Raw genomic sequence first — 24,515 nt, forward strand, 5'->3', positions numbered from 1 at the left:
TATCGTGGTGGCATGGGGATTCCAGACATCGAGGTCCGGCGAAGCCGCAAGCGCCGCCGCACCGTCAGCGCCTACCGCGAGGGCGGTCGCACCATCGTGCTGATCCCGGCCCGGTTCACCAAGGCCGAGGAGCAGCAGTGGGTCGACACGATGCTCGAGCGGCTGGCCACGGGTGACAAGAAGCGGCGGCCCAGCGACGCCCAGCTGCGCACCCGGTCGGCCGAGCTGTCGCAGCGCTACCTCGGTGGCCAGGCGAAGCCGGCCAGCATCCGCTGGGTGACCAACCAGAACTCCCGCTGGGGCTCGTGCACCCCCGCCGACGGCACGATCCGGATCTCCACGCGGGTCAGGGGCATGCCGGGGTTCGTGCTCGACTACGTGATCCTCCACGAGCTGGCCCACCTGCTCTCGCCCGGTCACGGGCCCGACTTCTGGCGGTTGCTGGAGGGCTACCCGCGCCTCGAGCGGGCGCGTGGCTACCTCGAGGGCGTCGCCGCGACCGCCGGGCTCGACCTGTCCGACGGTGAGACCGAGCTCGACGAGCTCGGTCAGGCCGCCCTCGACTTCGGGCCCAGCGACTGACGTCCGGCGACGGGTGCGGCGCGGGCTAGGTGGCGAGCACCCGCCGGGCCGCCTCAGCCAGGGGGCGGATCTCCTCGCCGCTGGCCTCGGGAAGCGCGTCCACCGGCCACCAGGCGACGTCGAGCGACTCGTCGCTCACGGCATACCCGTCCTCGTCGTCGGTGACGCCGACGTAACGCAGGTCGAGGTGCTCCCGGCACCGTCCGAACCCCGAGGCGAGCAACGCGTGCCGGTCGAGGTGGGCCAGCTGCGGGTGCAGCTCGAGGTCGGCGATGCCGGACTCCTCGCGGGCCTCACGCGTCGCCGCGGCCAGCACCGACGCGTCGCCCGGCTCGAAGTGACCTCCGAACTGCAGCCACAGCCCGGCCTTGGCGTGCAGGGTGAGCAGCACCCTGTCGAGGGAGCGGTTCAGCACCAGCGCGCTCGCGGTGAGGTGCGCGGGTGGCCCCTGCTTCGCCATCGCGTCCGGGTGCTCCGCGCAGTGCGCGAGCAGCTCGACCCGCAGCCGTTCCTGGCCGGCGTCCGGGGCGGTCCAGCCCTCGAGGACGCGCTGGGCGTCCGCCCGCAACGCGAGGTATGCCGTGGGCACGCCGGTCGACGGCGCCGTCACCGCCCGCCCTCGTCGCCCTCGCCCTCGCGGAGCAGCTCGTCGAGCGCCGCGTCGAGGTCGGCGCTCTCAGAGGTGCCGAAGCGCTCGACGTAGCCGAGCGGGTCGTCGAGGTCGGCGCCGGTGGGGGCGACATCGGGGTGACCCCAGCCGGCGTCGCGACCGTTGGCTCCGTGCCTGGCCTCGAGGGCTGCCCAGAGGTTCGCGGCGTCGCGCAGCCGGCGGGGCCGCAGCTCCAGGCCCACGAGCCCGGCGAAGGCCTTCTCGGCCGGGCCCCCGGTGGCCCGACGGCGGCGGACGGCCTCCCCGAGCGCCGCGGACTGCGGGAGGTGGTCGCGAGTGGCACGGTCGGCCACGACGTCGACCCAGCCCTCGACCAGTGCGAGGTAGGTCTCGAGCCTGGCCAGCGCGGCGCGCTGTGCCGGGCTGGGGTCGGGGCGGAACAGCTGGTCCTGGAGGGCGGACTGGAGGGCGGAGGCGTCACTGGCGTCGACGGACTGCAGTGCCGTCTCGATGCGGTCGGTGTCGATGCTGATGTCGCGGGCGTAGTCGCGGACGGCGGCGACCAGCTGCGGCCCGATCCACGGGACCTCCGAGAACAGGCGCACCCGCGCGGCCTCCCGGACCGCGAGGTAGATGCGCACCTGGTCGAGGTCCACCCCGAGGCCCTCGGCGAAGGCCTCGACGTTGGCCGGCAGCAGTGCGACCGACCGGTCGGCCACCAGGGGAAGCCCGACCTCGGTGCCGCTGACGGTCTCGGTGGCGAGGGTGCCGACGGCCTGGCCGACCTGCAGCCCGAACATCGCACCGCTCATCTTGGCCAGCATCGGCTCCATCTGGCCGAGCATCGCCGCGGGGTCCATCCCGGCCGGCAGGAGGCCCTCGGGCAGGCCAGTCTCACCGAGCTGTCGGAGCTGGGTGCGCATGGCGTCGCCGACGGCCCGACCCACGCCCTCGGCGACCGGTTCGACGAGCGTGCCCCACGTGGCCATCGTCGCCTCGACCCACTCGGCGCGGCTCCACGCGTGCGTGGAGATGCCCGGGGCCTCGAAGGCGGTCACCTCGTCGAGCCACAGCTCGGCCACCTGGACGGCTTGGTCCAGCTGGCGCTGGGCAGCGTCGCCGACCACCGAGTCGCCGGCCTCGGACACCGTCTTGCGCGCGGTGTCGGTGGCCAGCGTGAGGTTGAAGGCGTCGGTGTCGTTGCCGGCGAACATCGACTGCATCTGGCCGACCATCATCTGCAGCATCGCCGGGTCGACCTGCTCGATGCCCATGTCCTTGAGGGCCTTGGCCATGTCGGGGTCGACCTGGCCGCCGGTCAGTCGGGCGAGCACCTCCTGGATCTCCGGCGACAGCGCGTCGCCGAACGGGTCGCCGGAGGGGGCGTCGGACGGGTCGGGGGAGGAGTCGTCGAACTCGTCGTGCTGGTCGTCGTGCTGGCCGTCAGGCTGGTCGTCAGGCTGGTCGTCAGGCTGGTCGTCACGGTCACGGGGAAGGTCGGGCACAACTGCTCCTCAGCGGTCCTGAGAGGATGGTCTCTCACTAGACAACCACGCGGAGGCCACAGTGAGTTCCCCCGGGCGGGCTGGACGGGGCGCCGTTCGCTCGCGGCGTAGCGCGATCGACGTCGCGGTGATCGGCACGGCCGACCCGGCGAGTCGCGCGGTGCTGCGCGCCCTGGTCTCTGGCGCGGCCCGGGGCACGACCACGGCACGACCCGGGGGCGCCGAGGGAGAGGCGCGGGTCGGCACCGTCGTGGCAGTGGGCACCGACGCCCCGGCGGTCGGCGGGGTCGAGTTCCGCCGGGCCGACCCCGGCAACCCGAGCCTGGCCGCGGCGCTCGCCGGGCTGCACGCCGCGGCATACGTGGCCGTGAGCACCAACCTCACCCGCGACCTGGCCCTCGGCGCCCGAGCCCGCCGCGAGCGCAACCTGCGGGTCGCGCAGACCGTCATCACCTCGGCGGCGGCTGCCGGGCTCCGGCACCTCGTGGTCGTGACCTCTGCGCAGACCTACGGCGCCCATCCCGACAACCCTGTCCCGCTGGACGACGACGCCCCCCTGCGGGCCGCCTCCGACGAAGGCCAGGTCGGCGACCTGATGGACGTCGAGCAGCTCATCGCGGTGGCCCGCGACGTCCACCCCGGGCTGACCATCACCGCCGTGCGCCCTGCCGCGCTGGTGGGTGACGGCGTCGACACGGTCGTGACCCGGCACTTCGAGGCGCCTCGTCTGCTGACCCTGCGCGGCGCGGAGCCCGCGTGGCAGTTCTGCCACGTCGACGACCTGGGGTCCGCGGTGGCGCTGGTCCTCGCCCAGGGCGTGGAGGGCGCCGTGACGGTCGGGGCCGAGGGCCACCTGACCCAGCGTGACCTCGAACGGCTGACCGGCATGCGCCAGGTCGAGCTCAGCCTCGGGGCCGCGATGGGAACCGCCGACCGCCTGCACCGCGTTGGGGTGTTGCCGGCACCTGCCAGCGACCTCGCGTTCGTGGCCTTTCCCTGGGCGGTCTCCGCCCGCACGATGGTGGGGCGCGGTTGGGTGCCGGTCCATGACAACGAGACGTGTCTCGGCGTGCTCCTGGAGACGATCCGGGGCTCGCACGCGGTGGCAGCACGCAGACTGGACCGCAAGGATGCCGCTCTGGGAGCGGCCAGCGCCGCCGTGGCGCTCGTGGGCACGGCGGCAATCATGCGGCGACGCCGCAGGAAAGGTTCAACGGCATGACCGATCCGGTCAGGGAGCTCGACAGCGAGCCCATGGTGGTGCTCAGCGACGTCCGCGACGAGCCGCTCAGCGTCGACGAGGTGCTCAAGGCGGTGCAGCACCCCCGGTGCGGGGGCATCGCGCTGTTCGTCGGCGTGGTGCGCGAGCACGACCACGGCGCCGACGTCTCCGCCCTGGACTACTCCGCCCACCCCAGCGTCGTGGAGTCACTGGGCCGGGTCTGCGCCGAGGTCGCGGGTCGGCACGAGGTGGCCCGGCTCGCCGCCGTGCACCGGGTGGGGCACCTGGAGATCGGCGACCTCGCCGTCGTGGCGGCTGTCTCGGCGCCCCACCGCGGTGAGGCCTTCGACGCCTGTCGCGACCTCATCGACACCCTCAAGGGGACGGTCCCGATCTGGAAGCACCAGCTCTTCACCGATGGCAGCGACGAGTGGGTGGGGCTGCCGTGACCACGCCTCCGCACGAGCCGACCGTCCGGCCGGACCCTCCTGAGCCCGCTGACCCTGCTGACTCGGCCACAGGAGCGGGTCCGGCCGTCGCCGACCCGCACCGGCTCAGCCGCAGGTCCATCGCCAGCCTGGTCGGGTTCTTCCTGGCGATCGCGCTCGGAGCGCTGTCGGTGATGGTCGGCCTGCCTTACGTCATCATGAAGCCCGGCCCGATCACGAACACCCTCGGCAAGCTCTCGGGCCAGCAGCTGATCACGGTCTCCGGCGCCCCGACCTACCCCACGCAGGGCGCCCTCGACTTCACGACCGTGCGGATCGCCGGGGGGCCCGGCTACAAGGTCACCGTCTGGGACCTGCTGGCTGCGGCGATCCGTCCGAGCGAGGACATCGTCGACGAGGAGCTGTACTTCCCGAAGGGCGTGACCGGCAAGCAGGTCGAGGAGGAGAGCGCCGCCGAGATGATCGACTCCCAGCAGGAGGCGGTCGCGGTGGCGCTCAAGGCGGTCGGGCAGAAGGTGACCGAGCACGTCGTCATCGCCCAGGTCGCGAAGGACGCGCCGTCGGCCAGCCTGCTCAGGGCCGGCGACGAGATCGTCTCGGTCGACGGCAAGGCGGTGTCGGACTCGAGCGGCGTCCGCGACGGCGTCGGGGCCCACCGGGCGGGGGAGACCGTGGCCCTCGGCCTGGTCCGCGACGGCAAGCCGGTCACGGTCGAGGCCAAGACCCGCGCGGCCGACGGCCGGGCGACGGTCGGCGTCTTCCTCGGCGTCCGCTTCGAGTTCCCGATCGACGTGAAGATCAACGCCGGTGACGTCGGTGGACCCTCGGCCGGCACGATGTTCTCGCTGGCCGTCTACGACACGCTGACCCCCGGTCCGCTGACCGGCGGCCAGCAGATCGCCGGCACCGGGACGATCAACGCCAAGGGCCAGGTCGGACCGATCGGCGGCATCCGCCAGAAGCTCGTCGGCGCGCACGACGGCGGCGCCAAGTGGTTCCTCGCCCCCGCCGACAACTGCGACGAGGTCGTCGGCCACGTGCCCGACGGCCTGCGGGTGGTCAGGATCGCCACCTTCGACGAGGCGAGGACCGCGGTCGAGGCGATCGCAGACCAGCGGACCGACTCGCTCCCCACCTGCACGCGCTGAGGGCGTGGCCCACAGTTGGGTATGGGGCGCAGTGGGTATGCCGCGCGGCCGGCTCAGCCCTGCAGGGTCGCCTTGAGCGCGTGGACCAGGCCCGGGGCGATCTCGTCGCCGAGGGCGACCTTGTCGTCGCTGTCGTTGGCTCGCTGCCGCAGGAGGCAGCGGCTCTGCCCGTCGCGCGTCACGGCGACGAGCAGCCGCACGTCCTGACGGCCGGGGTGGGCGGCCAGGGCGTCGACCGCCGACTCGGTGTGGGCCGGCAGGTCGCGCTCGGCCTCGGGCGGGACGACGATCCGCTCGACCGCGAGGGCTGCGCCGACCACGCTGTCGGGCCAGGCGATGCCGCCCAGCAGGCTCTCGAGGTTCGAGGTGGGGGGGAGGTCCTCCTGCTCGATGGCACTCAGCGCGCCCTCGGCCAGGTCGGAGCCGCGCATCTGGGCGCGCAGGTGCGGCTCGCGCTCGAGCAGCTCGGCGGTCGGCACCAGGGCGAACAGCCGCGGGTTCTGGTCCCACCCGGAGGCGGCGACGTGGCGTTCGGTGTCCAGGGCGGCGATGGACAGCGGGTCGGCGACGGGGCGGGAGGTCTGGCTCACCCGCCCATGGTGCCGCATGCGGCATACCCAGTCGGTGCACAGGTGGCGCCGAACCGTGTCCAAGGGTGTCGTGGGAACCCGAGGAGCGCTCGGTAAGTTGGACCCACTACAGCAGGCGACCACCGCGGGCGGTCGCACGGATGATCGGGCGTGGTGTGAGTTCTTCCTCTGAATGGTTCGGCCAGGGTGAGCCGGGTGGCGAAGGCGCCCGACCGGAGGGCACGCCGCGAGGGGCCGGCTCCGGACCCGGTGGCCGTCGTCCCCCGACGTTGAGCTTCGGGAGGCGTCGCGGCCCACTGGCGCCGACCCTCATCGTCCTCGTCGTGCTGGGCTTCGCCGTCTCGCTCATGGCCTCCCTCTGGACGGAGGTGCTGTGGTTCGACTCGGTCGGGTTCCGGCAGGTCTTCGTCACCGAGCTGACCACCAAGATCCTGCTCTTCGTCGTCGGGTTCGTGCTCACCGCGGCCGTGGTGGCGTCGAGCCTCATCGTCGCCTACCGCACCCGCCCCATCTACGCCCCGGTGACGCCCCAGCAGCAGAACCTCGACCAGTACCGCGAGGCCATCGAGCCGCTGCGCAGGGTCGCCATCTTCGCGATCCCCGCGATCCTGGGCCTGCTCGCGGGCACGGGCGCGGCAGGGCAGTGGAAGACCTACCTGCTCTGGCGCAACCAGGTGTCGTTCGGCACCAAGGACCCGCAGTTCGGGATGGACCTGTCGTTCTTCATGTTCACGTTGCCCTGGATCCAGTTCGTGCTGGGCTTCCTGACGATGGCGTTGGTGATGGCGACCCTGGCGGCGGCGTTCACGCACTACGTCTACGGCGGCCTGCAGATCCAGTCCCGCGCCGAGCGCACCTCGCGGGCCGCCCGGACCCACCTGGCGATCCTCGTGGCCGCGCTCGTCCTGGTGCGCGCTGCGACCTACTGGTTCGACCGCTACGCCTTGTCCACCAAGGACTCCCGGCTGCTGACGGGCATCGGCTACACCGACGCCCACGCGGTGCTGCCGACCAAGGCGATCCTGGCCATCGCTGCCCTGATGACCGTCGCGCTCTTCGTCGCCTCGATCTGGACCCGGTCGTGGCGACTGCCGATCATCGGCGTCGCCCTGTTGCTCATCACCTCGATCGTGGCCGGCAGCATCTACCCCGCGCTCTACCAGCGGTTCAAGGTCAAGCCGTCGGAGAAGTCGCTCGAGCAGCTCTACATCGACCGCAACATCAAGGCCACCCGGGCCGCCTACGGGATCGCCGACGTGAAGACCCAGAGCTACACCGCGACCACCGAGGCGACCCAGGGACAGCTGCGCGACGACGCCGAGACCATCCCGGGCATCCGGCTGGTCGACCCGATCGTCGTCTCGCCGACGTTCAAGCAGCTGCAGTCGGTGAAGTCCTACTACGCGTTCCCGGACGCGCTCGACGTGGACCGCTACGCCGTCGACGGCAAGGTCCGCGACACCGTGCTCGCTGTGCGCGAGCTCGACCTGAACGGCATCCCGGCCAACCAGCGCAACTGGCTCAACGACCACACGGTCTACACCCACGGCTTCGGTCTGGTCGCCGCGTTCGGCAACCAGCGCACCGCCGACGGCCAGCCGGTCTTCTACGAGCGCAACATCCCGCAGGCCGGCGAGCTGCCCGACTTCGAGCCGCGCATCTACTTCGGCGAGCAGTCGCCGTCGTACTCCATCGTCGGTGCGGCCTCGGGCAGCAGCCCGCGGGAGTTCGACTACCCGGACAACAGCACGGCCGGGCAGAAGAACAGCACCTACACCGGCAAGGGTGGTGTCGCGCTGGGCTCGCTGCCGCGCAAGCTCGCCTACGCGCTGAAGTACCGCGAGCTCAACCTCCTGCTCTCCGACGCCGTCAACGACAAGAGCCGGATCCTCGACCACCGCCAGCCGCTCGAGCGGGTGGAGCGGGTCGCGCCGTGGCTGACCCCTGACGGCAACCCCTACCCGGCGGTCGTCGACGGCCGGGTCCAGTGGATCATCGACGGCTACACGACCTCGGCCAGCTACCCCTACTCGCGGCTCACCGACATCGACACCGCGACGTCCGACTCCGTGACCGCGCGGTCCAGTGCCGTGACCACCATCGGCAGCGGCCAGGTCAACTACATGCGCAACTCGGTGAAGGCCACCGTGGACGCCTACGACGGTTCGGTGAAGCTGTACGCCTGGGATGACAAGGACCCGCTGCTCAAGGCGTGGAGCAAGGCGTTCGACAACACGGTGCTCCCCATGAGCGACATGAGCGCCGACCTGATGTCGCACATCCGTTACCCCGAGGACCTCTTCAAGGTGCAGCGCCAGATGCTGGCGAAGTACCACGTGACCGACGCGGCGTCGTTCTACGGCGGCCAGGACTACTGGCAGATCCCGGAGGACCCGGCCCAGGAGGCCAGCGTCGTGCAGCCGCCCTACTACCTGACCCTCAAGATGCCCGACCAGAACGACGCCCGCTTCTCGATCACGACGACGTTCAAGCCAGTGGGTGACCGGCAGATCCTGACCGGCTTCCTGGCGGTGGACGCGGACGCCGGGTCGACGAAGGGGCAGCGCAGCAGCGACTACGGCACGATGCGGCTGCTGACCCTGCCCAAGGACAGCCAGGTCAGTGGCCCGGGCCAGGTGCAGAACGAGATCGGCTCGTCCAACGCCACCTCGCCGGACTCGGCCCTCAACCTGAGCCAGTTCCTCAACAACGCCCGCCAGAGCGGGTCGAGCGTCACGCTGGGCAACCTGCTCACTCTCCCGGTAGGAGGTGGCCTGCTCTACGTGCAGCCGATCTACGTGCGCGCCCAGGGCGACTCGGCGTTCCCGCTGCAGCGAGCCACGGTGGTCGCGTTCGGTGACAAGCTCGCCTGGGCCTACACGCTCGACGGCGCGCTGGACGGGCTCTTCGGGGGCAACTCCGGCGCCACCGCCGGGGACTCCGGCTCGACCCCGACAACGCCCACGACCCCGGGTGGCACCCCGACCACACCACCACCTGCGGACTCGGCTGCGCTCGCGAAGGCGCTGGCCGACATCCAGGCCGCCTACGACGCCGGCCAGAAGGCGCTCAAGGCAGGCGACTTCGCGGCATACGGCACCGCACAGAAGCAGCTGAGCGAGGCCATCCAGCGCGCGGTGGCAGCAGCGCCCAAGGGTGGCTCGGTGACGGTCAAGCCGACGCCGACGACGACCGCCACCCCCACGGCGACGCCCACCCCCACGGCCACGCCCACCACCACGGCCACGCCGTGACGCACACCGTCTGACCTGCTGCGGGAGGCCCTGCCCGGCACCGATTTGGTTCCGGCGCAGAGCCTCCCGTAAGGTGGTGTCTACCGACGCGGGGTGGAGCAGCTCGGTAGCTCGCCGGGCTCATAACCCGGAGGTCGCAGGTTCAAATCCTGCCCCCGCTACCACGAAGTAGCAGGTCAGAGGCCCTTTCCTTTCGAGGAGAGGGCCTCTGGCGTTGGCACGTGTAGCCAAATGTGTAACCAACCGGCGCTGAGACGGTCTTGAACGGGACGGACGGGACGGGCCGCCTGGGACAAGGCAGAAACACATGAGACGTCGCGATGACCGGGCTTGGATGCCCTTTCGGGGTGTCGCCGGGTCGCTGTCCGGACGATCGCAGGTCAGCGCACAGCGCAGAGTCGGAGCGGGATCTGCTTGCCAGCCCGTCTCCCTTGCTTGACAGGGAGGAGTCGCGATGTGACTACGGGGGCGTCTCGAGTGCTTGGCGGATCGCTGCGACCATGTCGCCAACCTCCAGGAGGTCGCGACCTACACCGACGGCGCTCGCACCGGCAGCCAACCACTGGGACACGTCCGCGAGCGGGATTCCCCCGGTGGGGACTATCCGGCTGTTGGGCGCGATCGCGAGGATGGAGCGCAGATACCTGACCCCGCCGACGTGAGCCGGGAACAGCTTCGCCACGCCGTGCTGTGCGGCGGCCAGGATCTCGCCGACTGTCAGCCCTCCCTCTATCAGGGGGATCTGTCCCTTGAGAGCGCCCCTCACGCTGGGGACCGGGCACGGGGAGACCACGAAGTCAGCTCCTGCGTCGTTGGCCCTGCGGGCAGCCGCCTCGTCCAGCACGGTACCGACGCCAACCAGACGATCAGGGTGGTCCTTGCGCACCTGCTGGAGGGCCAGTGGCCAGTCGGTCGTGGTAGCTGTGAGTTCGACCATGGTCAGTCCGGCGTCGAAGCAACGGCCAGCCGCCTTCACGGCTTCATCCGCGCTCTGGGTTCGCAGCACCGGGATGATCCGCGCCCGGGATACCTGGTCGACGAACGCGGTCACGCCCTCGGCGGTGGTGTCAGGCGCCATGGTTCACCGCCTCGGCCCGTATCTGTTCCTCCAGGGTGGTTCGGTCCATGGTCACCCCGTGGTCCCCGAGCACCTGCAGAACCGCCCCAGCAAGGGTATGTCCCCAATGCAGAGCGTCTTCGGGGTCGTGTCCGTAGTGGCGTGCAGCCAGGTATGCCGCCGCGAATGCATCGCCGGCGCCGACCGGCTCCACGACATCGATGACTGGTGCTGGCACTCTCACCACCCGTGAGCCCACGAATGCGACTGCTTCACGTGAGCCGTCTTTCACGATGAGTTCGAACGGCTGGGGGAGTAGTCGACGGACCTCGTCAACGGTGCGGCAGCCCCAGACGTCGCCCGCCTCATCGAGGCCGACGAAGACGATGTCCGCCCGTTCGGCCAGAGACCGCAGTATGCCGGCAGCCTCACCCTTGCCCCACAGGGCGCTGCGGTAGTTGACGTCGAACGACGTCTTCACGTCGTCGAGCGCGAGAAGCTCCTCGACGAGCTGGCGGCAGTCGTCTGACAGTGCGGGCGTGATCCCCGTGAGGTGGATGTGTGCCACGTCGGCGAGGGCTGGAGCCGGGACGTGGCGATAGCTCGTGGCCGCGGAGGTGCTGCGGTAGTACCGCATGGTCGTAGCAGAACCGGTGGCGTCCTTGACGTAGAGCCCCGTCGGGCGTTCGGGATCGACCTCGAGAAACCTGCTGTCGACTCCCAGATCATCGAGCGTCTGCCGCAGTCGCGCCCCGAAGGCGTCCTGGCCGACCCGTCCCGCGAAGCGTGTGGGCACGCCGAGGCGAGCGAGATGAGCGGCCACGTTGACCTCGGCGCCACCGGTACTCAGGTGCAGGTCCGTCGCGTCCACCAGCGGAGTCCCGGCGGGGGGTGTCAGCGAGATGAGGGCCTCACCGACGCACAGGATGGTGCTCACCGTCGGGCCCCGGCGCCCGCGTCGGTCGCCGACACGGCCGCCCCGCCCCCCTGGGCCGCGAGCGCGGCGGCCACGGCGTGCAGGGCAAGGCCCTGACCCCAGAGCTGCGGTCGGTCGTCGCGGATCACGCTGTAGCCGAAGGGAACAAGCTGCAGGACGGTCCCAGCGCTGACCCGGGTCAGGGCTCCGTTCTCGACGTAGGCGAGCGCTCCCGCAACAGCTCGCCACCCGGCTTCGACCACGGAGTCGTCGAGACCCGGCACGACCTGGCTGGCTCGGAGCATGGCCGCACCGAGGCCCGCCGCGGCTGAGGTTTCCAGGACCCCTGCGTTCTCCGCTTGGTCGTCGACCAGCACGCTCCACACGCCGTGGGCCGGCTGACAGGCTGCAAGCGCTGTGAGCTGGCGAGCCACTCGGGTGCGTACCGCCTCGACTGCCTCTGGGTCGACGAGGTCCGGACGCCGTTGCGCGAGCTCGAGGTACTCCACCGCGCCCAGCGCCATCCAGGCGTTGGCACGGCCCCAGAAGCACCGGATGGCGATCCCGGCATGGGAACCGTGCACGAACAGACCGGTCGCCTCGTCCTGGAGGATCTCGGCGTGCGTGAGCCACTGGCGGCCCAGCTCCGAGACCAGTGCCGCATCACCCCGTGTCTCCCCGAGGTGACCGAGGAACAGTCCTCCCATGAAGACGGTGTCGGCCCAGACGCCACCGGGCCAGTGCTCGATGGCGCCATTCGATGCGTGGGTCACGTCGGGAGAGCTCTGAAGCCAGCCGAGCAACCGGGCGGCGAGGGCCTCGGACTCCGGTCTGCCGTCCAGAACGGCAGCGGTGCCGGGAGCCAGGTGGTTCACGTGATCGAGGACCAGGTCGCCGCGACCGTGCTCATCCAGCCACTCGCTGACCCGGGATGGGAAGGACTCGCCGACCGCCTCGGCGAAGCGGATCATCCCGAGCAGGCAGACGCCCTCCCCCCAGAAGAAGTCGGGCAGGCCGTCGTGCCAGGTCTTGTCTTCGATCTGCCTCCCGAGCGACACCAGGGCATCACGCGTCAACGACTCACCGCTGAGTGGCGGCAGCGGGGGTGCGGCAAAGCGGCTCGAGGTGAGGTCGCTACCGGCCATGGCGCTGACCCCCGTCCGAGGACAGGGACGCGGGGACGCCGCTCCGGGGCTCGACTCGACGTCCCGCCGCGTAGTCGATGACGAGCTTCTCGCCCTCCCATTCGACCTCGAGGCCAGCTGCGCCGAACTCCTGACGACAGGCCGGGTTGGCGAGGTGTGGGGGGTTCTCCGGGCGACCGTCGAGGCCGAGTCCTGCCGGCCGACCGTCCACCGTGAATGCCTGCGACCAGGCGACGTGCAGGGCCCGCCCGTCGCGCGCCGTCCAGCCGACTGAGGGATCGGCCTTGCTGCCACCGAACGCGGGTTCCGTGAGCGCGCCGACGAAGTCGTCGAACGAACCGTCCACGGCGCGGCGACCGACGGTGGTCACGTAGCTCCGGCCGTCACCGTTGGGCCACCAGCACTGCCACGACTCGTCGCCCGTCAGCTGTGGTCGCAGACCGCCGTCGGTCGCGAGGGCCACGTAGCCGTCGTCCACCCGCCCGGCGAGCCATGACCCGACCTGCTGCCACTCGTCGAACAGTGCAACCGGGAACCACACATGCGTCGTGCCGATCCAGTCCTGCTCGGGTAGGCGGTGCAGTACCAGCACGGTGTCGCGGTCCTGGTGTGCCCGCGGCAGGACCAGCTGACCGGCCCAGCTGTTCGGGCGAGCCGCCGAGCTGATCGTGTCGGCCGCAGGATGGGTGGCGAACACCTGGATCTCGGAACCCAGCGTCGCGCCCCAGATGTGCTCCTGGAGTCCTGGCAGCCCCGAACGGTAGTCCTGGACGCTGGACAGCATCGCGTCAGGGGTGCGCCAGACGCGCAGGTCCGAGCCGTAGGGACGGGCGAGCAGGTCATGGTGCAGGCGGTACTCGCCGCGGTAGACCTGCCTGCCGTCCCACTCCTCGGGGCTGTGCTGAGCCAGCGCGCGGATCACCGGTGGCAGTGTGTAGTGCTCGGTCGTGGCCAGCGAGGTTGCGGGCAGGGTGGCGTCGTTCAGCGCGCCGACCCCCCACAGGAGCCACATGATCGGAGCGGTCTCCTCGAACCGGGCCGACCGAAGGGTGTGCGTGTAGGACCTGCCGTGGGCGGCTCCGTGCACTCCCTTCCACGAGTTCGTGGCGAGCGTGAGCAGACACTTGTCGAGGAGGGCCTCGGCCAGGTGTCGGAGCTCTGGCGACTCGGCGAACTCGACCAGTGAGACCAGGGCGAAGCAGTCGATGGCGAGGTAGGCATTGGAGTCGAACTCGCTGAAGCCGCCTGCGAGCTTGCGATGGATCCATTCCTCCGCAAGGGGGTAGGCGTGTTCGGCGTGCTGACGTCCGGTCCAGCCGGTACCGCTGAACTTCTCGTCGGCGAACATCTCGCCCACCAGCAGCTCGGCGGTGTGCCAGACGAACTGGTGGTTCTCGGTGAAGTAGCACATGGCGTCAAGGCCTGGCTGGTCGATCCAGTACTTGAAGGTCGTGAGGGCGTCCCGGATGCGGGCCCGGTCTTCATCCGCCCAGCAGTCCACTGGGATGCGGCGCCAGAGGTGGACGAGCCCGACGGCTTCGAAGTCCGCGCAGTCGTAGCGCGAGCCGATCATCCTCAGCGCCGTTTCGAGGTCCGCGGGGTCCAGCGGCTGGCCCGGCTCGAGTGCCTGGCGGGCCAGCGCTCGGGCCGTGCCCGGGCCGGCGGCGGCGCTGTGCTCGAGGAACTCCTGCCGCCATACTCGGGGCTCGGTGCCGGTGGGGCGGTCCCGTCGCTTCTCGGGCAAGGTCGCAACCCTGGCCACCCGGAAGACCGGCACCTCGGGCTGGTCCACCCGGAGGGTCAGCTCGCTCTCGCCAGTGCTCAGCATCGAGGCAGCGCCCTCGGAGTCCGGGTCGTCGCCCGGCTGTGCCTGGGCAAGGTCGAGGGTGGCGGAGCCGCTCTCGAGCACCAGGCACTGACTGGGCCCGCCGGCCACGGAGACCAGGATCCGGCTGCCGCGTGGACCGGTGACCTTCGTCGTGCCATTCGTGCTGACCCAAGGGCCGACGCCGATCGAGTCGAGCAGCTGCTCGGCCACCCTGGACTGGTGCTCGTCCGCTCCGGGGGAGGGGACCACCACCCTGACCGGGAGACCCTGGACCCGAACCGCCGCCACGTGACGACACTCACGGAAGGCAACCTGCCACGTGGCCACGACGAGGGAGGTGGTCCCGGACTCCAGCCGGACCCTGATGGTGTGGCGGATCGGTTCCATGTAGCCGAAGTCCTCCGTCGCGAGGAGCAGCTCGCCGTCGACGAACACGGCCACTGGGCCGGTGCTCGACACCTCGAGGTCGCGGTACTCGGCCTGGTCCACCTCGAGAGTGGTGGCGGCGATGGCATGGCGGTACTCGGGCGTGTAACAGAACCGGCTCCAGTCGACGAGCCCGTCACCACCGACGTGGGTGCGTTGCCAGGTGCCTGTGGAGGGCTCATCACCCTCGGAGCGGGTCCAGCCGATCTCCCCTCCCTCGACGACCTCCGGAGCGGCCTGCCGGGTGAGGAGCGGATGCCGCTGGTACAACAGGCGTTTCAGCGGCGCGACGTCCGGGCCGTTGGTCAGGACCCACCGGCCCTCGGCTCCCCAGGGGCTTCCGTCTGCGGCGAGCACCTGGTCGAGGTCGTCACACGGGGAGCTCCACGCGGGGCTGACGAGCCAGTCCCTGATGTACCCCTGCGCGTCGAGGGTGTGCACGGTCCTGCCGTTGGTGGTGGGACGAGGTTCTGCTGGGATCACTTGATGGCCCCTTGGGCGAGTCCGGCGATGATCTGCCGCTGGAGGATGAGGAAGATGATCACGATCGGGACGATGGTCACGACGGACACCGCCAGGATCTGGTTGAACGGGATGGCCTGCTGGCTGGCGAACCGGGCGATGGCCACCGGCAGGGTCTGCTTGGACTCGTCCTGGGCGACGATGAGCGGCCAGAGGAAGTCGTTCCATCGCCAGATCACCGAGAAGATGGCGACCACGGCAAGCGCTGGACGGCTCAGAGGCAGGATGATCCGCCAGAAGATCTGCCACTCACCAGCCCCGTCGATGCGGGCCGCTTCGATCATCTCGTCGGGCAGCGTGAGCATGTATTGCCGCAGCAGGAAGACTCCGGTCGGGGTCGCCGCTGGCGGGATGATCAGCCCCAGCAGGGAGTTGGTCATCCCCAGGGACGCCACCATCTGGTAGACGGGCAGGAGGATCACCTGAAGGGGGATCATGATCGTCGCCAGAGTGATCATGAACAGCAACGTCCGGCCGCGGAAGTTGTACTTGGCCAAGGCGTACGCCGCCATCGAGTTGATCACCAGGGTGAGGAGGGTGGCCGATACCGTGACGATCAGGCTGTTCGTCAGGTAGTGGCCGAAGTCGAACGCCTGAAGGCCCGTCGTGTAGTTGTCGACGGTGGGGTGGTGCGGCACGAGCGTGGGTGGTGTCTGCGCGAGCTCCTCCTGGGTCTTGAAGGAGGACAACGCCGCCCAGACCACCGGCGCGATCGTTGCGAGGGCGCCGGCAGTGAGCAAGGTGGTGCGCACCACGGTGCTGACGCTCGGGGGACGACCGGTGCTCGACGTCCACGTACGCCGTGGGCCTGGTGTCTCGGGGCGGGACTGGGTCTGCTCGAGGGCGGACTGGGTGCTCATATCGCGTCGCTCCTGCGTCCGATGACGTAGTTGACGAACGTCACCGTGAAGACGACGACGAAGAGGATGACCGCGGCCGCACTGGCCAGGCCGTACTCGATCGGGAAGCTGAACCCGTTCTCGTAGATGTACTGCACCATCAGCGTGGTGGCGCGCACGGGCCCGCCTCCAGTGAGGGTGAAGATGAAGTCGAAGGACTGGAAGCCAGCGATCGTCGCCAGGATGATCACGACCATCATCGTGGGCCGGAGCAGCGGCAGGGTGATCAGCCGTGCCGACTGCAACGCCGTGGATCCGTCGATCTTCGCTGCCTCGTACAAGGTGGTGTCGATCGACTGCAGGCCGGAGAGCAGGATCATCGCGTAGAAGCCGAGGTGGATCCAGGTTCCCACCAAGATGATGGCAATCAGCGCGAGGTGGGGTTCGACCAGCCATCCGGGTTGGCCCAGGCCGACCGCCGAGATCGACTGGTTCACCAGCCCAGTTTTGCGTTCGAAGGCTGCTCTCCAGATGATCCCGACGACGACCGGTGAGATGAGCACGGGGAGGAAGTACGCGGCGCTGAGGGCTCCGCGGCCGCGACGCTGGGCGTGCAGCAGGAGCGCCAGCACCGTGGCCAAGGCCGTGGAGATGAGCACGAAGCCGACCGTGAACACTGCCGTGTGCCGAACGACGCTCCAGAACTCGGCATCACTGAGGATGGCCCGGTAGTTCTCGGTGCCCACGGGCTTGAAGGTCCGCCCGTTGCTGCTGTCGTAGAAGCTCAGGTTGAGACCATTCAGCGCTGGCCAGATGGTGAACAGCCCGAATATCAGCATGTTCGGCAAGACGAACAGGTAGGGCGCGATGTGCCGGCTGTTCACCCCCCGTCTGCGCGAGCGCGCCTTGACGGAGGCGGCGGCGGTCACGACGACTCCTTGATCGCCTTGTCAATGGCGGCCGACAGGTTGGTCACAGCCGTCGCCACGTCCTGCTGGCCGGCCACCACCTTGTCAGTCTCGGCGATCAGCGCCGTGGCGGACTTCGTGAACGCGGGGCTGCTGTTGGTGGCCCAGGTCTCTTCCGGGGTCTCGCCGATCTGGGAGATGAAGGTGGCCATGTCGCTGTCACGGCTGGGGTACTTGACCCCCGAGGTGGTCAGGTCCTGACGCGTGGGCAGCCAGAAGGCGGTCTTGTCCACTTCGCTCTGGTTCTCGGTGCGGTTCATCCACTGCACGAACGCGGCGCCCAGCGTGGGCTCCTTGCTGTTCTTGAACGCAACCATGAACTTGCCGCCGGGGAATCCACCACAGCGTTCCGCACACGGGTTCGGCACGGCGGCCCACTCGAAGCTGGCGCTCTTGGCGAAGGCGCCGACCTGCCAGGGACCGGACAGGTACACCGGCACCTGCTTGGCGAGGAAGATCTCGTTCGCGCCCGAGTACTTGCTCCCCGACCCGAGCCAGAAGTCCTTCGGCACGGTGTTGTTCTTGACGAGGTCCGTGAAGAACGTCAGGGCCTTGGCGGCCTTGTCCTTGTCCAAGGCGTTCTTGCCGTCCTTGCCGATCATCACGGTGCCGTACTGGCTCAGCACCGTGCTCAGGCGGTTGCCGGACTTGTCGATGGCGACGGCGTACGGCATCTTGTTCGCTGCCGCGACCTTCTTCGCGTCCGCGACCAGCTGCTCCCAGGTCCACTTGGTCGGAACCGCAACGCCAGCCTTCTTGAACGCGTCGACGTTGATCATCGGTCCGTTGATGGTGAGGTCGCTCGGGACGGCATACATGTGGCCCGCGGCGTCCTGGACCGTGCTGGCGACGCCGGGCGAAAACTCCTTCGGGTAGTCGTTCCCGAAGTACTGCTTGAAATCGACGGCCTCGTCCTTGTACACCTGCCAGTCGGCGACGCGCGCCGCCTCGGGAGCGTTGCCTGCGGAGAGCCGGGCCTGCAGGGAGGTGTTGAGGTCGGCGAAGGGAAGGATCTGCAGGTTGACCTTCGCGCCGGTCTCGGTCTCGAACTTGGCGATCGCGTCCCTGGTGGCCTGCTCGTCCGGGCCGTCGGTGAAGTAGACGTACGTCAGGGTCTTGCCCTTGAAGCTCTTGAAGTCCACGGTCTTGGGGCCGCTGGCCGAGTCGGAGGACGAGCTCGACGAGCCGGGCGCGCACGCCGTCAGGGCCATCGCCGCGAGCGCCAGGCCAGCAGTACCGATCTTCACACGAAGTCGCATGGGGATTCCACCTCTCTGTGGATGTCATCGGATGCCGTATCGGCCGGGATGGCTGCTCTGGCGTAATCCGTTGTTCACGTGCATACTGGAGCCTATTCCGCCAGAAGGGAAGACTTTCCCATCAGACGGGAAGCGTGACACCGCACTGCACCACCGATAAGGGAGTCCCATGACTGACGTCAGGCTGGCCACACACCCGTCCGAGTTCGATGCACTGCCCTCGTCAGCACTGCGCGAGCGCTTCCTCGTGGAAGGGCTCTTCGCTCCCGGCGAGGTGCGCTTCTGTCTGAGCCAGGGCGACCGCGTGCTGATCGGCGGAGCAATGCCGGCCGGGCAGTCGCTCGACATCGTGGCGCCGGACGAGGTGCGCGCGGAGGCGCTCTGCGATCGACGCGAGCTGGGAATCGTCTGTCTCGCCGGCCCGGGGCTCGTCAGTGCGGACGGCGCCGAGTACGCGATGGAGGGGGAGGACATCCTGTACGTCGGCGCTGGGACGAAGTCCATCAAGGTGTCCGGCGAAGCCACCTTCTACCTCGTGTCCGTGCCGGCGCACCGCGGGCTGCCCACGACGCTCGTCGCTCGCGACGACGCGGACGTCGTCGAAGTCGGCGAGGACTCTGCCGCCAGTAAGCGGACCATCCGCAAGTACGTCCACGGCGCAAGCGTCGCCTCGTGTGAGCTCGCCATCGGGATCACGACGCTTGCCAGTGGGAGCGTCTGGAACACCATGCCGTGCCACACGCACGACCGTCGGACCGAGACCTACCTGTACTTCGACCTACCGGAGAACGAGCGGGTCGTCCACCTGTGCGGGGAGCCGTCCAGCACGAGGAGCATCATCGTGGCCGACCGCCAGGCCGTCATCAGCCCACCGTGGTCCGTCCACTTCGGCGCCGGCACGGCTTCCTACAAGTTCGTGTGGGCAACGGGTGGGGAGAACCTGGCCTACAACGACATGGATCCAGTCGACACGGCAGACCTCTCATGATGGAGGCGAGCTTCGGGCTGACCGGGCAGACGGCGCTGGTGACAGGAGCCGGCAGGGGGATCGGAGCAGCCATGGCCGAGGCGCTGGCCGCGGCCGGGGCCGACATCGTCCTGTGGGGACGCAGCGAGTCGAGCCTGCGCGAGACCCAGGAGACCTGTTCGAGTCTCGGTCGGGAGGTGTCCACCGTCATCGGTGACCTGTCCGACCCGGAAGAGGCCGCTCGCACGGCCCGGGAGCTCGGGGACCAGCGCCCCGTCGACATCCTGGTCAACAACGCGGGCATGATCTCCCGCGCGCCGGCGCTCGAGGTCGCCTACTCCGACTGGCAGCGTGTCGTCGCCACGAACCTCGACTCCGCGTTCGTGCTCTCGCAGGCCGTGGGCGCTGGGATGGTGGAGCGGCGCAGGGGCTCGATCATCAACACCGCGTCACTGCTCTCGTTCCAGGGCGGGATCAACGTCGCCTCCTACACGGCGAGCAAGCACGCCCTTGCCGGCCTGACGAAGGCGCTGGCCAACGAATGGGCGCAGTACGGCGTGACGGTGAACGCCATCGCCCCGGGCTACATCGCGACCGACAACACCAGCGCTCTGCGTGCGGATCCTGACCGGGAGGAGGCCATCCGCGCGAGAATCCCCGCCGGACGCTGGGGGACGCCGGAGGACCTCGTTGGCGCGGTCGTCTTCCTCGCGGGTCCATCCGCTCGATACATCACGGGCCACACCCTCGTGGTCGACGGCGGGTGGATGGCCCGATGACCGCGAGCCCGAGGATGTCGAGCGACGATCCACCGGGGGACCGGGCCACCGCGGTGGCCAAGGTGGTCCGGGTCGTGGAGGCCCTGACCGAGCACTCGGGGGTGAGCGAGATCAGCCGTAAGACGGGACTGCCCACGTCCACCGTGCATCGGATCATCCAGGAGCTGGTGAGCCTGGGCTGGGTGCGCGGAGATGGCGACCACGGGTATCTCCCGGGAGCCGGTCTCCTCACCCTGTCGGCCCAAGCGGCCTCAGACGCCGGCATGGGCATCGTCGTCCCCATCTTGGAAAGGCTGCGGGACGAGACGACGCACACGGTCCACTTCGCGATGCGCCAAGGCGACCAGGCCGTGTACGTGGCCAAGGTCGAGGGCCGGCGCGCCTACGAGATGCGCTCCAGGGTCGGGCTGGCAATCCCCGTGCACTGCACCGGCATCGGCAAGGCTCTCCTGGCAGCGCTGACGGAGGATGAAGCTCGGGCGATCCTCAGCCGTGCGGGAATGCCGGCGGCGACGCCGCGAACCATCACGGACGCCGACACCATGATCGAGCACCTGAGGGCCGTCGCACGTCGTGGGTACGCGATCGACGACGAGGAGAACGAGCTGCACACCCGATGCGTCGCCGCGGTGGTGCGTGACCACCGCGGAGTTCCCACTGGGGGCATCAGCATGTCCGCGATGGCGTTCGAGATCGACCAGAAGCGCGTTCGGGAGGTCGCTCCCCTCGTGGTGGCCGCCGCACGCGAGGTGTCGCAGGCACTGGGCTACCGACCGACGGCCGCAGATCTCGCCCCCCCACTGCGGACCCGGCAATGACCGCCTCTGACTTCGTCGGCGCCATCGACCAGGGAACGACCAGCACGCGATTCATGATCTTCGACCACGCCGGGGCCGTGGTCGGCGCCCACCAGCTCGAGCACGAGCAGATCCTGCCGCGGACCGGGTGGATCGAGCACGATCCCCTGGAGATCTGGCGGCGGACGGAGAACGTCATCGAGGTGGCGCTCGACAAGGCGAAGCTGACCGCACCCGACCTCGCCGCAGTGGGCATCACCAACCAACGGGAGACCACCGTCGTCTGGGATCCCGTGACCGGCCGGCCCTTCCACAACGCCATCGTGTGGCAGGACACCCGCACCGACCGGATCGCCGCAGCTCTCGAGCGCGACGGGCGCGGGGAGGTCATCCGGGCACGTGCCGGTCTTCCGCCGGCGGCATACTTCTCCGGCGGCAAGCTGCAGTGGCTGCTCGAGAACGTCGAAGGTCTGCGAGAGGCGGCCGAGTCCGGCCGTGCGCTGTTCGGGACCACCGACACGTGGCTGTTGTGGAACCTCACCGGAGGGCGTTCCGGTGGCGTGCACGTCACGGATCCCACGAATGCCAGCCGGACGATGCTGATGGACTTGGCCACCCTGGACTGGGATGACGAGCTGCTGGGCTTCTTCGGTGTGCCACGGCGCATGCTTCCCCGGATCCGGCCGTCCGCGGACCCGGACCACTACGGCGTCACGCTGGGTGCCGGGCCGTTCCGGGGGGAAGTCCCCCTGTCCGGTGACCTGGGCGACCAGCAGGCGGCCAGTGTGGGACAGCTCTGCTTCGAGGCCGGCCACGCCAAGAACACCTACGGCACAGGCAACTTCCTGCTGCTCAACACCGGTCCGGACATCGTCCACTCCACGCACGGGCTGATCACGACGGTCGCCTACCAGTTCGGCGAAGCGCCGCCCGCCTACGCCCTGGAGGGGTCGATCGCCGTGACCGGTTCGGCCATCCAGTGGTTGCGGGACCAACTCGGCATCATCGGCGACGCGGCCGAGAGCGAGGCGCTCGCGCGCAGCGTCGCCGACACCGGTGGCCTGTACTTCGTCCCCGCATTCTCCGGGTTGTTCGCCCCGTACTGGCGGCCCGACGCGCGCGGAGCCATCGTCGGCCTGTCCAGGTTCCACACGAGGGCGCATCTCGCGCGGGCGGCGCTGGAGTCGATCTGCTACCAGTCCAAGGACGTCATGGCCGCGATGGAGCAGGACAGCGGCGTCCGCCTTGACGTCCTGCGAGTCGATGGCGGGGTGACCGCCAACGACTTCGCGATGCAGGTCCAGGCAGACATCCTCGGTATTCCGGTCAGCCGCCCTGTGGTCGCCGAGACCACAGCCTTGGGTGCCGCCTACGCGGCCGGCCTGGCAACCGGCTTCTGGTCCGGCGTCGACGAGCTGTCGGCGAACTGGCAGGAGTCGAAGCAGTGGGCGCCCACGTGGGATGCCCAGCAACGCGAGCACGGTCACCGCCAATGGCTCAAGGCCGTCGAGCGGACACTCGACTGGGTCGACGTGTCATGAGCCCCACCTCGGCAACCGACCGCGGCCGCGTCCACCCCGGCGCCGCGTTCGAACCGAGCCCATCCCAACCCGCGGCTCGCGCCGCCCAGGAGGAACCGATGCACAGCACGCACGGTGAGCTTGGTCCGCGACAACGAGCGGAGGCCCTGGCCCAGCTGGCGTCCCGCGAGTTCGACGTCGTCGTGCTGGGCGCCGGGGTGGTGGGAGCAGGCGCCGCGCTCGACGCCGCGACCCGCGGACTCTCCGTTGCCCTGGTCGAACAGCGCGACTACGCATCCGGGACGTCGAGTCGATCCAGCAAGCTCGTCCACGGCGGGTTGCGCTACCTCGAGCAGCTGGAGTTCGGGCTCGTGAGGGAGGCGCTGCGAGAGCGGTCCCTCATCCTCAACACGCTCGCGCCGCACCTGGCGCGACCCGTCCCGTTCCTCTACCCCCTGCGGCACCGTGGGTGGGAGCGACTCTACGTGGGCGCCGGTGTGGCCCTCTACGACGTCCTGGGCGGCAGGCACGGCGTCCCGACGCACAAGCACCTCAGCCGCGGGGCGGCTCGTCGGCTCTTCCCTGCCCTGCGCAAGGACGCCCTCGTCGGAGCCGTCCGCTACTACGACGGCCAGCTCGACGACGCGCGCCACACGATGATGCTCGCCCGCACGGCACAGCAGTATGGCGCGGTGTGCGTGCCGAGCGCCCGCGTCACCGGGTTTCGTCGCGAGGGAGACCGCGTCACCGGGGTCGTCGTCTCCGACCTCGAGGGCGGTGGCCAGGTCGAGGTGAAGGCCAAGCAGACCATCAACGCGACGGGTGTCTGGACTGACGACATCCAGCAGCTGGTCGGTGGGCGCGGACAGCTGAGCGTCCGCGCGTCGAAGGGCATCCACCTCGTGGTGCCGCGGGACCGGATCAACGCCACGGTCGGGCTCATCAGCCGCACCGCGACCAGCGTGCTGTTCGTCATCCCGTGGGAGGACCACTGGATCGTCGGCACCACCGACTCGGACTGGAACCTCGACCTGGCACATCCCGCAGCAAGCCGCTCCGACATCGACTACCTGCTGGAACAGGCCAACCGACTCCTCAGCACTCCGCTGACCCATGAGGACATCCAGGGCGTGTACGCGGGTCTGCGGCCGCTGCTCCAAGGGGAGTCCGATGCCACCAGCCAGCTGTCCCGGGAGCACGCTGTCGTGACTCCCGTCGCCGGCCTCACGATGATCGGAGGCGGGAAGTACACGACCTACCGCGTCATGGCCAAGGACGCTGTCGACGCGGCGCTGCACTCGCTCGGCGTGGCAGCCCCCTCCTCCGTCACAGACCGCATCCCCGTCGTTGGCGCCGAAGGGTTCCCCGCCCTGTGGAACGCCCGACAACGACTCGCCGACGAGTCCGGCCTCCATATCGCTCGGATCGAACACCTGCTGCACCGCTACGGCACGCTCGTCCACGAGCTGCTTCAGCTCGTGGCGGAGGAGCCCGGGCTGGGAGAGCCGCTGGCCGGTGCTCCGGAGTACCTGCGCGTCGAGATGCGGTACGGCGCGAGCCATGAGGGTGCCCTGCACTTGGACGACCTGCTCGCCCGCCGGACCCGGGTCAGCATCGAGACCTTCGACCGGGGCCTGGCCGCCGCGCCCGAAGTCGCCCGCATCGTGGCTCCCGTCCTCGGCTGGACCGATCAGGACATCGACCGAGAGGTTGAGCACTACACCGCGCGCGTGGCGGCCGAGCGGGAATCTCAGGCGCAGCCTGACGACCAGACCGCCGATGCGGCACGAGTGGGCGCCCCGGACGTACGCATGGGAGCCAAACGGGCCTGACTGCGGGAGTCGGGGCGGGCGCGGCGGCGGAATGTTGGGGGATGCATCGGTTCGGGGTCAACGAACGGTCGCCTTCACGGGAACCAGAACGTCGCTGCAGCAGGCGGATAGGTCGACAAACGGCCAGACGTGGGTCTCCGACGCGACCCTAGAACCCCAGGGGCCGGAGGACCAGACTTGTCCTCGAGCCACGGAGGTGTAGCCAAATGTGTAACCGGGAGGTAGCGGGACGGCTTGAGACGCGGCGCGACGTCGGGGACACGACGCCGAGATTCTGTGCGGGGGGGAGAGGGTGCGGGA

General features: G+C 69.6%; 20 protein-coding genes and 1 tRNA gene. 11 read left to right on the plus strand and 10 right to left on the minus strand.

Annotated elements, in window-relative coordinates; translation table 11 throughout:
* The first annotated feature begins 12 nt into the window (after nucleotides 1–12).
* Nucleotides 13–582, plus strand: a complete 570-nt coding sequence (locus tag ABD262_RS02170) for a M48 metallopeptidase family protein (RefSeq protein WP_344130450.1) — start codon at nucleotides 13–15, stop codon at nucleotides 580–582.
* 25 nt (nucleotides 583–607) lie between these two features.
* Here the strand turns inward: ABD262_RS02170 and ABD262_RS02175 are convergent, their stop codons facing one another.
* Together ABD262_RS02175 and ABD262_RS02180 are read right to left on the minus strand one after the other, a co-directional pair.
* Nucleotides 608–1,192: an NUDIX hydrolase gene (locus ABD262_RS02175; RefSeq protein ID WP_344130453.1), complete on the minus strand. Its 585-nt coding sequence runs from the start codon at nucleotides 1,190–1,192 to the stop codon at nucleotides 608–610.
* Complete coding sequence (locus ABD262_RS02180; protein ID WP_344130456.1) at nucleotides 1,189–2,697, minus strand: zinc-dependent metalloprotease; 1,509 nt, start codon at nucleotides 2,695–2,697, stop codon at nucleotides 1,189–1,191. Before ABD262_RS02180 ends, ABD262_RS02175 begins: the two co-directional genes overlap by 4 nt.
* 61 nt (nucleotides 2,698–2,758) lie before the next feature.
* On the opposite strand from ABD262_RS02180, the gene ABD262_RS02185 reads away from it, so the two are divergent.
* From ABD262_RS02185 to ABD262_RS02195, 3 genes are read left to right on the plus strand one after another with little or no spacing between them, the layout of a single operon-like run.
* Nucleotides 2,759–3,919, plus strand: coding sequence for an NAD-dependent epimerase/dehydratase family protein (locus ABD262_RS02185; protein ID WP_344130459.1), 1,161 nt, complete (start codon nucleotides 2,759–2,761; stop codon nucleotides 3,917–3,919).
* A complete protein-coding gene (locus ABD262_RS02190; protein ID WP_344130462.1) occupies nucleotides 3,916–4,368 on the plus strand; it encodes a molybdenum cofactor biosynthesis protein MoaE in 453 nt (150 codons plus the stop codon). Before ABD262_RS02185 ends, ABD262_RS02190 begins: the two co-directional genes overlap by 4 nt.
* Entirely contained in the window at nucleotides 4,365–5,516 is a 1,152-nt protein-coding gene (locus ABD262_RS02195) for a YlbL family protein (RefSeq protein WP_344130465.1), read from the plus strand. Before ABD262_RS02190 ends, ABD262_RS02195 begins: the two co-directional genes overlap by 4 nt.
* A gap of 53 nt (nucleotides 5,517–5,569) precedes the next feature.
* Here the strand turns inward: ABD262_RS02195 and ABD262_RS02200 are convergent, their stop codons facing one another.
* Nucleotides 5,570–6,124 (minus strand): PPA1309 family protein, encoded by a 555-nt coding sequence (locus ABD262_RS02200; RefSeq protein ID WP_344130468.1) that lies wholly within the window; start codon nucleotides 6,122–6,124, stop codon nucleotides 5,570–5,572.
* A 137-nt stretch (nucleotides 6,125–6,261) separates the two neighbouring features.
* On the opposite strand from ABD262_RS02200, the gene ABD262_RS02205 reads away from it, so the two are divergent.
* Complete coding sequence (locus ABD262_RS02205; protein WP_344130471.1) at nucleotides 6,262–9,360, plus strand: UPF0182 family membrane protein; 3,099 nt, start codon at nucleotides 6,262–6,264, stop codon at nucleotides 9,358–9,360.
* 87 nt (nucleotides 9,361–9,447) lie between these two features.
* Nucleotides 9,448–9,524 (plus strand) — tRNA-Met (locus ABD262_RS02210).
* Between the two features lie 296 nt (nucleotides 9,525–9,820).
* On the opposite strand, the gene ABD262_RS02215 is transcribed toward ABD262_RS02210, so the two are convergent.
* From ABD262_RS02215 to ABD262_RS02245, 7 genes are read right to left on the minus strand one after another with little or no spacing between them, the layout of a single operon-like run.
* A complete protein-coding gene (locus tag ABD262_RS02215; RefSeq protein ID WP_344130474.1) occupies nucleotides 9,821–10,438 on the minus strand; it encodes a bifunctional 4-hydroxy-2-oxoglutarate aldolase/2-dehydro-3-deoxy-phosphogluconate aldolase in 618 nt (205 codons plus the stop codon).
* On the minus strand, nucleotides 10,428–11,354 hold the full coding sequence (locus tag ABD262_RS02220; RefSeq protein ID WP_344130477.1) for a sugar kinase: 927 nt from the start codon (nucleotides 11,352–11,354) through the stop codon (nucleotides 10,428–10,430). Before ABD262_RS02220 ends, ABD262_RS02215 begins: the two co-directional genes overlap by 11 nt.
* Nucleotides 11,351–12,478 carry a glycoside hydrolase family 88 protein gene (locus ABD262_RS02225; RefSeq protein WP_344130480.1) on the minus strand — a complete coding sequence of 376 codons (1,128 nt, stop codon included), beginning with the start codon at nucleotides 12,476–12,478 and terminating at the stop codon, nucleotides 11,351–11,353. Before ABD262_RS02225 ends, ABD262_RS02220 begins: the two co-directional genes overlap by 4 nt.
* A complete protein-coding gene (locus ABD262_RS02230; protein WP_344130483.1) occupies nucleotides 12,468–15,215 on the minus strand; it encodes a hypothetical protein in 2,748 nt (915 codons plus the stop codon). The genes ABD262_RS02225 and ABD262_RS02230 overlap by 11 nt, the downstream gene beginning before the upstream one ends.
* Nucleotides 15,212–16,114: a carbohydrate ABC transporter permease gene (locus ABD262_RS02235; protein WP_344130486.1), complete on the minus strand. Its 903-nt coding sequence runs from the start codon at nucleotides 16,112–16,114 to the stop codon at nucleotides 15,212–15,214. The genes ABD262_RS02230 and ABD262_RS02235 overlap by 4 nt, the downstream gene beginning before the upstream one ends.
* Nucleotides 16,111–17,022, minus strand: coding sequence for a carbohydrate ABC transporter permease (locus tag ABD262_RS02240; protein WP_344130489.1), 912 nt, complete (start codon nucleotides 17,020–17,022; stop codon nucleotides 16,111–16,113). The genes ABD262_RS02235 and ABD262_RS02240 overlap by 4 nt, the downstream gene beginning before the upstream one ends.
* Nucleotides 17,019–18,320 carry an ABC transporter substrate-binding protein gene (locus ABD262_RS02245; protein WP_344130492.1) on the minus strand — a complete coding sequence of 434 codons (1,302 nt, stop codon included), beginning with the start codon at nucleotides 18,318–18,320 and terminating at the stop codon, nucleotides 17,019–17,021. The genes ABD262_RS02240 and ABD262_RS02245 overlap by 4 nt, the downstream gene beginning before the upstream one ends.
* A 169-nt stretch (nucleotides 18,321–18,489) precedes the next feature.
* Between ABD262_RS02245 and kduI the strand changes: the two genes are divergently transcribed.
* The 5 genes from kduI to ABD262_RS02270 all read left to right on the plus strand — a co-directional run bounded on the left by kduI (nucleotide 18,490) and on the right by ABD262_RS02270 (nucleotide 24,215).
* The gene (gene kduI / locus ABD262_RS02250; protein ID WP_344130495.1) at nucleotides 18,490–19,308 is read left to right on the plus strand and encodes a 5-dehydro-4-deoxy-D-glucuronate isomerase; all 819 of its coding nucleotides are present in this window, start codon (nucleotides 18,490–18,492) and stop codon (nucleotides 19,306–19,308) included.
* Nucleotides 19,305–20,066 (plus strand): SDR family oxidoreductase, encoded by a 762-nt coding sequence (locus ABD262_RS02255; RefSeq protein ID WP_344130498.1) that lies wholly within the window; start codon nucleotides 19,305–19,307, stop codon nucleotides 20,064–20,066. The genes kduI and ABD262_RS02255 overlap by 4 nt, the downstream gene beginning before the upstream one ends.
* Nucleotides 20,063–20,884, plus strand: a complete 822-nt coding sequence (locus tag ABD262_RS02260; protein WP_344130501.1) for an IclR family transcriptional regulator — start codon at nucleotides 20,063–20,065, stop codon at nucleotides 20,882–20,884. The genes ABD262_RS02255 and ABD262_RS02260 overlap by 4 nt, the downstream gene beginning before the upstream one ends.
* Complete coding sequence (glpK, locus tag ABD262_RS02265; protein ID WP_344130504.1) at nucleotides 20,881–22,404, plus strand: glycerol kinase GlpK; 1,524 nt, start codon at nucleotides 20,881–20,883, stop codon at nucleotides 22,402–22,404. Before ABD262_RS02260 ends, glpK begins: the two co-directional genes overlap by 4 nt.
* A gap of 98 nt (nucleotides 22,405–22,502) precedes the next feature.
* Complete coding sequence (locus tag ABD262_RS02270) at nucleotides 22,503–24,215, plus strand: glycerol-3-phosphate dehydrogenase/oxidase (RefSeq protein ID WP_344130507.1); 1,713 nt, start codon at nucleotides 22,503–22,505, stop codon at nucleotides 24,213–24,215.
* Nucleotides 24,216–24,515 lie beyond the last annotated feature (300 nt).

The organism is Pedococcus bigeumensis (assembly GCF_039531795.1).
Taxonomy (GTDB): domain Bacteria; phylum Actinomycetota; class Actinomycetes; order Actinomycetales; family Dermatophilaceae; genus Pedococcus; species Pedococcus bigeumensis.

What these genes read in the sequence shown, in the direction of transcription:
- ABD262_RS02270 (WP_344130507.1), top strand. Translation starts at nt 22,503, where the DNA reads ATGCACAGCACGCACGGTGAGCTTGGTCCGCGACAACGAGCGGAGGCC.
- ABD262_RS02215 (WP_344130474.1), bottom strand. Translation starts at nt 10,438, where the DNA reads ATGGCGCCTGACACCACCGCCGAGGGCGTGACCGCGTTCGTCGACCAG.
- ABD262_RS02190 (WP_344130462.1), top strand. Translation starts at nt 3,916, where the DNA reads ATGACCGATCCGGTCAGGGAGCTCGACAGCGAGCCCATGGTGGTGCTC.
- kduI (WP_344130495.1), top strand. Translation starts at nt 18,490, where the DNA reads ATGACTGACGTCAGGCTGGCCACACACCCGTCCGAGTTCGATGCACTG.
- ABD262_RS02170 (WP_344130450.1), top strand. Translation starts at nt 13, where the DNA reads ATGGGGATTCCAGACATCGAGGTCCGGCGAAGCCGCAAGCGCCGCCGC.
- glpK (WP_344130504.1), top strand. Translation starts at nt 20,881, where the DNA reads ATGACCGCCTCTGACTTCGTCGGCGCCATCGACCAGGGAACGACCAGC.
- ABD262_RS02225 (WP_344130480.1), bottom strand. Translation starts at nt 12,478, where the DNA reads ATGGCCGGTAGCGACCTCACCTCGAGCCGCTTTGCCGCACCCCCGCTG.
- ABD262_RS02245 (WP_344130492.1), bottom strand. Translation starts at nt 18,320, where the DNA reads ATGCGACTTCGTGTGAAGATCGGTACTGCTGGCCTGGCGCTCGCGGCG.
- ABD262_RS02235 (WP_344130486.1), bottom strand. Translation starts at nt 16,114, where the DNA reads ATGAGCACCCAGTCCGCCCTCGAGCAGACCCAGTCCCGCCCCGAGACA.
- ABD262_RS02255 (WP_344130498.1), top strand. Translation starts at nt 19,305, where the DNA reads ATGATGGAGGCGAGCTTCGGGCTGACCGGGCAGACGGCGCTGGTGACA.
- ABD262_RS02200 (WP_344130468.1), bottom strand. Translation starts at nt 6,124, where the DNA reads ATGCGGCACCATGGGCGGGTGAGCCAGACCTCCCGCCCCGTCGCCGAC.
- ABD262_RS02260 (WP_344130501.1), top strand. Translation starts at nt 20,063, where the DNA reads ATGACCGCGAGCCCGAGGATGTCGAGCGACGATCCACCGGGGGACCGG.